This is a genomic window from Acetatifactor sp. (genome assembly GCF_982438285.1).
The window spans coordinates 24287-32148 of record NZ_CEWDFQ010000001.1 but is presented as its reverse complement, the minus strand read 5'-3'; the positions used below and the strand labels follow the sequence as shown (position 1 = coordinate 32148).

Here is a 7862-nt window from a genome sequence, read left to right as displayed (position 1 = left end):
AGACTATGGGAAGAATAACAATTAACGATTTAGCAAATTATACTAATATATCAAAATCTACTATATCAAGGGCACTGCGTTCACCCGAATCCGTTTCCCCCAAAAAGCTACAGATCATTAATGAGGCCATCAGCACATTGGGGTATGTCCCCAATTATTACGCAAGCAATTTAAAGTCCACTGAGAATTATAATATCGGATATATTATTAACGATGTGCAGAATCCTTTTTTCAGCAACTTAATTTACTCCATCGAAAGCACTCTTAACCAAGCATCTTATAAGCTGTTAATCAGCTTCAGCAGGCCGGATCAGGATTCCATTCATGAAAAAGTGCGCGACTTTTTGTTTTTTCCGATATCAGGCCTTATTTTCAGTCCCGATATCGTAAATCAGGAAATAAAGCAGAATCTGCTCACTCAGCTGCAAAACCAGGATATCTACCCGCTCCAGCTGTTTGCCAAATTGTATGACGAATTTGACTCCATTATCGTCAATGATTTTCATGGCACCTATCTGGCCACGCAGCGCCTGATTCACAGCGGACACAGGAATATTGTGCTGATTGGCTTTAACAACCTTGTCTTTCAGGAACGTATTTCAGGATACAAGCAGGCTTTTCTGGATTACAACATTCCACTGAATCCCCAAAATATCCTGCTTCTTGACAATCTGGAGTTTATAAAAGACAGAATCGTCACAAAAATACTGTCCTCAAAGCCCACTGCCATCATCAGCATCAGCGATATCGTCGGCGTTAATACAATCAAGGCTTTACGCCATCTTAAAATGCAGATACCAGAGGACATCAGTTTAATCCAGTATGACGATGCTTCATGGGCCAATCTATTGGGAATTACCACCATAGGCCATCCTATTGATCTGTTAGGCAGGCTGACAGCTGAGACACTCATAAGCGGCCTCCAAAGCAAGCAGAAAAGCCTGCATAAGCACCAGAAAATCGATCCTATCCTTTTTGATCGGAATTCTGTGAAAACTATTATATAGACTCTTCTGAAGAAAGACCACCACAGGAGAGTTCTTTCTGACTTGACACCCTTTCATCAGGGTGTTATAGTTAACTCCGAAATAAATAACAAAATAACCGCTAGGGGAGCACATCGCTGAGACTGAATCCCGCAGGATTCTAACCCTCACTACTTGAACCGGATAATACCGGCGGAAGGAAGCAAAAAAGACTCGCGCAGCCACACATCTGCAGCTATGCCTATGTGTGGTGGCACACAGGTCTGATGATGTCCCTCCTTGCGAACACAAAGGAGGATTTTTTATGTCTATTGTCACACAAGACGGCGGTCTCACCGCCCTGGGCTATGCCCTGTCCATTCTCGCAGCCGTGGTTTTGGTGCTTGCCGCCGGGCTGCTTCACAGCAAAACGGCTTCCGGCAAAAAGCTGTCCACTAAGCAGCTGATCTTCTGCGCCGTTTCCATGGCCCTCGCCTTTGTCACCTCTTACCTGAGGCCTTTTAAGCTGCCCTTTGGGGGCTCCGTCACCCTGTTCAGCATGCTCTTCATCTGTCTGATCGGAAACTGGTACGGCGTCAAGGCCGGGATTATGACCGGGCTGGCCTACGGTATCCTGCAGTTTCTTCAGGAGCCTTACGTCTTAAGCTTTTTCCAGGTGTGCTGCGATTACATTCTGGCCTTTGGAGCCCTTGGGCTGGCCGGGATCTTCTGGAAATCCAAAAACGGTCTTGTAAAGGGATATCTTTTAGGCGTTCTGGCAAGAGGCGCCTTCCACACCCTAGGGGGATATCTGTACTGGATGGATTATATGCCCGAAAATTTCCCACAGTCTCTGGCCGCGCTCTACCCCGTCATTTATAATTATTCCTACATACTGGCGGAGGCGGTGCTGACTGTCATCGTCATTTCTCTGCCTCCCGTTTCCAAGGCTCTTCTTGTGGTCAAGAAAACGGCAACGGAAGCTTAAAAGCAGCAGAGGGAGTCCGTCTGGCTGATTCAGACGGTTCCCTCTGCCGCTCTTTTGATAAATTCCCGGAAGATTGCAAGACTGTTTTCATCACTTTCGTAGGAAAATTCAGGGTGCCATTGTACCGCCCACACGAAGCGGGCATCCGCCTTATAAACCGCCTCTGTCAGACCGTCCTCGGAATATGCCATTGGCGTCAGTGCAGAGGAAAGCTCCTTGATCGCCTGGTGGTGGCAGCTGTTGACTCCCAGAGTCGGCTTTTGCAGCAAAAGGCAAAGGGGCGAATCCGGCTCCAGCCTCACACTGTGGATTGGCTTATCATAAGGGGGTTTTTGCCGATGTGTAATCTTCGACGGGTGCTCTGCCTGCAGATCCTGATACAGGGTTCCTCCAAGCACCGCATTCAGAATCTGTATGCCCCGGCAGATTCCCAAAATGGGCTTGTCCAAATGAAGCACTCTCTCCAGCAGATATTTTTCCATCTGATCCCTTTCTTTACATATTTCACCGCAAAGAGCGGATTTTTCTGCCTTATAAAGCCCAGGGGAAACATCCTGTCCCCCGGTGAACAGAAAGCCGTCGTATTGATCCGCCAGCGTATCTAATATTTCAGTGTTTGTGCAAAGAGGCAGCATAACAGGAATACCTCCCGCTTTTTCAATTCCCTTCATATATCCTGGAAGCATCCAGTAGGATTCTTTTTCGCTGTCATACAACGGCAACAGCGCAATAATTGGTTTTTTCATAATATGATTCCTCTAATGTTATTCCTTATTTACAAGTCTGGCCGCGAAGAGGCGGCATAAATATAGGCGCCTTGAAACCTTCAAAGCGCCCTTGCCTGCCAGTCATTATAGTACTTTACTCTATGTCTGTCAATAAATTCTTCTTTTCTTCTAAGATTGCCGCCACCACCGCGCAGGCAGGACAATCGCAATATTTTGCTCCGGCCGCCTTGATTTCCTGTGCGTGGGCATTCACCTCTTTTGCCTTTTCTGCGCCGAATACTTTTGCACCCGCCTCCGAAGCGGAGAAAGCAATCAATCCGTCAACAGTGACAATATCCTGCTCCAATTCTGCAATCAGGCTTTTTGTCTGCTCAGCCTCCCTGTCCGTTCCAAGGGCATCAAGCCAGTTCTGGGCTGCTATCTTTGCCTCTGCGCAGCAGGTGGGGGCATTGATCAGTTCGTTTACCTTCTCAATCACATAATCCTTTACACTCTGTTTCATGGTTTCCGTCCTTTCCTCATTCGTCTTTCACAGATTTTCATCCATTCTCTCTGTGTCTATTTTAGCACAAATGAACAGGAATTCATAGTCCCATACAGCTCAAAAAGCATATCATCCGTGACGGGTACAGGATTGTTAAACAGGTTGGGATGATGGCTCAGACGTACAAGCTCCTTTACCTGTTCTTTTGTAAGGTTCAAATCCTTTAAGTCCGTCCGCAGGCCCATCTTTGCCTTCATTTCGTAAATGTAATCCGCCATTTCCCCGGTCGAAGCAAAGCCAAGCTCCCCCGCCAGTCCGGCAAGCCTTCCATCCGTCTCCGAAGCAGCATTCAGCCGGAGAAAATAATCCAGCGTAAGACCGCAGGCCTCCCCGTGAGGAATCTGGTAAAGATTAGTCAGCGGAAAGGAGCAGGCATGAGGGGCTGTGGTTTTTGGCAGCGTAAAGGAAAGTCCCGCAATCACCGATGCCTCTGCCATCTTTTCCCTTGCTTCAGTATCCCGGGGCTCCTGCCAGGCACGATATAGATACCGGAACACAAGCTTTATGGCATACACCGCACAGGCATCACAGATAGGCTGGTGTCCCTTGCTCCAATATCCCTCCAGCGCATGAGAAAGCACATCGATTCCCGTGCACGCGGTGACTCTGGCCGGCACAGAATAGGTCAGCTGCGGATCAATGAGAGCATAGACCGGATACAAACTGTCCGATACTATAGGCGACTTGCTTCCCTCCTTGTGATCAGAAAGGACAGACACACAGGTCACCTCGCTCCCCGTCCCCGCCGTTGTGGGAATGGCAATCAGGGGCAGATGCTCCCCGGGCAGCGGCTCCTCTCCTGCGAAAAACCGCCTCACGGAGCCGCCCGCAGGCGCCGTCACAGAAGCCGCCTTGGCGCAGTCCATAGCGCTGCCGCCGCCCAGAGCCGCCACAAAATCACAGCCGCCCTCCCTTAGCGTTTTGGCGCATTGATCCACCTCCTCCACGTCGGGATTGGAGGACAAATCAGAAAAAATGCCCCAAAGGCTTCCCCCACTGTCCTTAACGATGCTTTCCGCCAGCCCATTTTCCGCAAAATACTTATCGCAGACCAGCAGCCCTCTTCTGCAGCCCAGCTGTGCCGCAAGCGCTCCGAGCTCTTTGATTTTCCCGCTGCCAAAAAGGATTTGCACCGGCTGCTTGTACATCCATTCCATTGTTACCTCCATTCCGAAGCGTCCGCGCTCCTACTGTCGATTTTGATTTCGGTATTCCGTGGGCGATACCCCCGTATACTTTTTAAACTGTCTGGAAAAGTGCGCAAAGCTGGGGTATCCTGTCCGAAAGGCAATTTCGCTGATCTGCAGATCCTCCTGAGTCAGAAGGCGTTTTGCCAGCTTGATTTTTTCTCCCTGAATATATTCGCTGAGAGAAACTCCTGTTTCCTTGCGAAACAGCTTTGACACATAGTTGGGAGAAAGATAAAAGGTCTGGGCAATCTGGCTTCTGGTGACAGTATCCAAATGTGCCTTGATATAATTTTGGATGCCGCTTATGATCATATCCTGCTTTTGCACATATGCCAGAAGCTCTGCAATATAACCTGCCTCCCCCATAATCAGCTCCTCCATGAAAAAGACACTTCTCACCGCCTTTTTCACAAGCTCTTGATTTCTTCCGTTTTTCAAAAATTGATAGATTGTGATATTTCTCTCCTTTAGCAGGTCATAGACCACCAGATTCCAGTCAGCCAGAACGGACTGCAGCAGGCTGCTGTCAATATCCGCCTCCTTAAACTTATGCAGATACAGGGACACCTTTTGCTTTAGCGCCTCCTCCTGTCCATTTCTGAGTAATTCCTTCCACTCCTCCAGCTCAGGGGCCTGGTATTCCTCCTTCCTGCTCTCTTTGTATTCCTGTTCCATGAAAATACCGCTGTGGAAATTCAGGTGGTTCAAATGAAATTCCTCCAGCCTTCTCAAATGTCCGTTTACCTCCTCCAGCCGGCAGGGAACACTTAAATAGCAGCCCACGGGCCTGTGGTAAAAGGGGACAAACACCTGCAGAAACTGGTCCATGAGCTCCTTTACGGCCTGTTGCTTTCCGTTTTCTGTGCCAAGCACAAGGGCATATTGGGAAAAGCCGTTGTAACAAAGAGTTTCCAGGGCAGCTTCCCTGTCCTTTATAATTTCATTCAGAATATTCTCACACACAAACATAAGCAGCTCTCTGCTCCAGCCCTTTTCCTCACTGTCCAGCTCGAAGCATAGCAGCGCCACACAAAACAAGGCCCCCTGAGGATACAGGCCGCCCTCCCCCTTGTCTATCTCCTGCACAGTGCCGCCATAGGGCGTTTCCGCATCCATGATATCTCTCCAGAATATGGCCTTGGCAATATCCTGATGGGACAGCCAGTTGTTTCCGTATTGGGCCAGCTGTTTTTCCTGTTTTTTCTGCAGCCTCTTTTCCACCAGCTTTCCCACCACATCCTCCAGCATTGCTGTTTCCACCGGCTTTAGCAGATAACGAAAGCATTGATAATCCACTGCCGCCTGGGCGTAGGAAAATTCTGCGTAGCTGGTTAACAGTACGCTCTCCACATCCATTTCCCGCTGCCTAAGCCATTCCAGCAGCTCAAACCCGCTGCCTCCCGGCATTTCAATGTCCGTGATCAGAAAATCTATCTCTGTCGCTTGGAGGATTTCCTGTGCCTGGCTGACGCCAAAGCATCCAAACACCTCATCAATTCCAAAAAGCTCCCAGTTCAGCCGCCTCTTCAGCCCTTCCACCACATACTTGTTGTCATCTACGATCAGTAATTTCATGTGACGTCTCTCATCCCTTCACTGCCCCCAGCATAATTCCCCGTTCAAAATATTTCTGCAAAAAAGGATATACGATCAGCACCGGCAGCATAGCCACAAAGGCAATGGCCATCCGCAGACTGATGCTGGGATATCCGCCTCCGCTCTTTCCAAACTGTGCAAGATATTGGATATTTTTCACCATTACGTTTAAAAGCTGCTGGATGGAATACTTAGATGGCTCACTGATATAGTACAGCCCGTTCATCCAGTCATTCCAGTAGGACAGTCCCGCAAAAATACCAATGGTTACGAAAATAGGTTTCCCAAGGGGCAGCACAATTTTTCGGAAAATACGAAACTCCGATGCCCCGTCCATCTTTGCGGATTCATAAAGCTCTTCCGGAATATTGCTCTGGAGATAGCTTCTCACAATAATGGTTTGAAAGGCGCTGAACAAAAGGTTTGGAAACACCAGCGCCAGCCATGTGTTTTTGATATGAAGCACCGTAGTGTAAATCATATAGGTGGGCACCAGCCCCCCGTGGAACAGCATGGTAAACAAAAGCAGAAAAGAAATCACTCTTCTTCCCGGCAGCTTTTCCAGGGACAGCGGATAAGCAATCATAGCTGTGATCAGTACATTCACCGCAGTCCCCACAGCTGTGACTCCGATGGTCACCCCATAAGCCCGGAAAATTGTCTCCCGGGATTCCCAGATATAAGAATAAGCGCTCAAGCTTAAGTCCCTTGGGAAAATAGAATAGCCTTCCCGCAGCAGTGTACTCTCCTTTGTCAGGGAGGACACAAACAGCAGAAGAAAGGGAAACAGTATGATTACCATTACAATCGTCATTATCACATATGCTGCTATTTCAAAATTTTTATCCTGCCTGGACCTTATCATTTTTCCCTCCATTCCGAAGCGCTGCAAATCCAGAGCCGCTTCTAAAACAGGGCGTTTTCCCTGCTGACCTTCCTTGTGACCGCGTTGAATGCCAGAATCATCAAAAACCCGATGATAGACTGGAAAAAGCTGGCCGCAGAGGACATTTCAATATTGTTTTGATTGATCAGCGCCCTATATACAAAAGTATCAATCGTCTGGGTTACGTCGGTAATCAGGCCCGAATCCTGAGGCACCTGATAGAAAAGGCCGAAATCACTGTTAAAAATCCTTCCCAGAGCCAGAAGGGTGGTAGTGATCATCACGGGCTTTAAAAAGGGAAGCATAATGTATCGGATTCTCTGGAGCTTTGATGCGCCGTCCAGCGCCGCAGACTCAAACAAGGCCGGATCAATTCCCAGGATGGCCGCTATGTACAGGATGCACCCATAGCCCACATTCTTCCAGGTATTTACAAAAACCAAGATAAAAGGCCAATATTCAGGCTGATTGTACCAGGAAATTTCCTCCTTTCCCAGTGCCGCCAGAAAATGATTCAAAAGTCCCGCCTCCGGGTCCAAAAATCCTCTGACCATGTAGGATACTATAATAATGGACACCACATAGGGAAACAAAAGACTGCTCTGGGCAAGCTTACGGAATTTCTGATTTCTGATCTCCGTGATCAGTATGGCAAACAAAACCCCAAAAACCAGATTCATCACAATAAAGCATAGGTTATAGCAGATCGTGTTGCGTAAAAGCAATGGCATATCCTTGTTGCTTAGCAAAAAAGAAAAGTTGTGAAAGCCAACCCACTGGCTGCCCCAGATGCCGTCATTCACATTATACTTTTTAAAGGCCAGCACCAGGCCGCCCATGGGCAGATAATTGTTGATAAGCAAATATACGAATGCAGGCACCATCATCAAATAAAGAGGAAGATACCGTTTGTATTTTTCCCATGTTTTTCTTCCATGCTTTTTTCCCCACATTGTTTTCTCCTT

Annotated in this window: 8 protein-coding genes and 1 riboswitch; of the genes, 2 read left to right on the top strand and 6 right to left on the bottom strand. The window is 48.0% G+C overall.

The window, feature by feature from the left end:
• Positions 1–1007 (top strand): LacI family DNA-binding transcriptional regulator (locus tag AC1WIP_RS00135; RefSeq protein WP_481139902.1); only part of this gene is annotated, 1007 nt, incomplete at its 5' end.
• 92 nt (positions 1008–1099) lie between these two features.
• A riboswitch (TPP riboswitch) is annotated at positions 1100–1204 on the top strand.
• Positions 1205–1290: 86 nt separating this feature from the next.
• Positions 1291–1953: an energy-coupled thiamine transporter ThiT gene (locus AC1WIP_RS00130; protein WP_481139901.1), complete on the top strand. Its 663-nt coding sequence runs from the start codon at positions 1291–1293 to the stop codon at positions 1951–1953.
• Between the two features lie 29 nt (positions 1954–1982).
• On the opposite strand, the gene AC1WIP_RS00125 is transcribed toward AC1WIP_RS00130, so the two are convergent.
• The 6 genes from AC1WIP_RS00125 to AC1WIP_RS00100 form a co-directional block, all read right to left on the bottom strand.
• On the bottom strand, positions 1983–2699 hold the full coding sequence (locus AC1WIP_RS00125; protein WP_481139900.1) for a gamma-glutamyl-gamma-aminobutyrate hydrolase family protein: 717 nt from the start codon (positions 2697–2699) through the stop codon (positions 1983–1985).
• Positions 2700–2814: 115 nt separating this feature from the next.
• Positions 2815–3183, bottom strand: a complete 369-nt coding sequence (locus tag AC1WIP_RS00120) for a molecular chaperone Hsp90 (protein ID WP_481139899.1) — start codon at positions 3181–3183, stop codon at positions 2815–2817.
• A gap of 56 nt (positions 3184–3239) precedes the next feature.
• Positions 3240–4394 (bottom strand): iron-containing alcohol dehydrogenase family protein, encoded by a 1155-nt coding sequence (locus tag AC1WIP_RS00115; RefSeq protein WP_481139898.1) that lies wholly within the window; start codon positions 4392–4394, stop codon positions 3240–3242.
• A gap of 18 nt (positions 4395–4412) precedes the next feature.
• Positions 4413–5990: a response regulator transcription factor gene (locus tag AC1WIP_RS00110; protein ID WP_481139897.1), complete on the bottom strand. Its 1578-nt coding sequence runs from the start codon at positions 5988–5990 to the stop codon at positions 4413–4415.
• A 10-nt stretch (positions 5991–6000) separates the two neighbouring features.
• Positions 6001–6876 (bottom strand): carbohydrate ABC transporter permease, encoded by an 876-nt coding sequence (locus tag AC1WIP_RS00105; RefSeq protein WP_481139896.1) that lies wholly within the window; start codon positions 6874–6876, stop codon positions 6001–6003.
• 41 nt (positions 6877–6917) lie between these two features.
• Complete coding sequence (locus tag AC1WIP_RS00100; protein WP_481139895.1) at positions 6918–7850, bottom strand: ABC transporter permease; 933 nt, start codon at positions 7848–7850, stop codon at positions 6918–6920.
• Between the last annotated feature and the right edge of the window lie 12 nt (positions 7851–7862).

What these genes read in the sequence shown, in the direction of transcription:
- AC1WIP_RS00105 (WP_481139896.1), bottom strand. Translation starts at nt 6,876, where the DNA reads ATGATAAGGTCCAGGCAGGATAAAAATTTTGAAATAGCAGCATATGTG.
- AC1WIP_RS00120 (WP_481139899.1), bottom strand. Translation starts at nt 3,183, where the DNA reads ATGAAACAGAGTGTAAAGGATTATGTGATTGAGAAGGTAAACGAACTG.
- AC1WIP_RS00130 (WP_481139901.1), top strand. Translation starts at nt 1,291, where the DNA reads ATGTCTATTGTCACACAAGACGGCGGTCTCACCGCCCTGGGCTATGCC.
- AC1WIP_RS00100 (WP_481139895.1), bottom strand. Translation starts at nt 7,850, where the DNA reads ATGTGGGGAAAAAAGCATGGAAGAAAAACATGGGAAAAATACAAACGG.
- AC1WIP_RS00115 (WP_481139898.1), bottom strand. Translation starts at nt 4,394, where the DNA reads ATGGAGGTAACAATGGAATGGATGTACAAGCAGCCGGTGCAAATCCTT.
- AC1WIP_RS00125 (WP_481139900.1), bottom strand. Translation starts at nt 2,699, where the DNA reads ATGAAAAAACCAATTATTGCGCTGTTGCCGTTGTATGACAGCGAAAAA.
- AC1WIP_RS00110 (WP_481139897.1), bottom strand. Translation starts at nt 5,990, where the DNA reads ATGAAATTACTGATCGTAGATGACAACAAGTATGTGGTGGAAGGGCTG.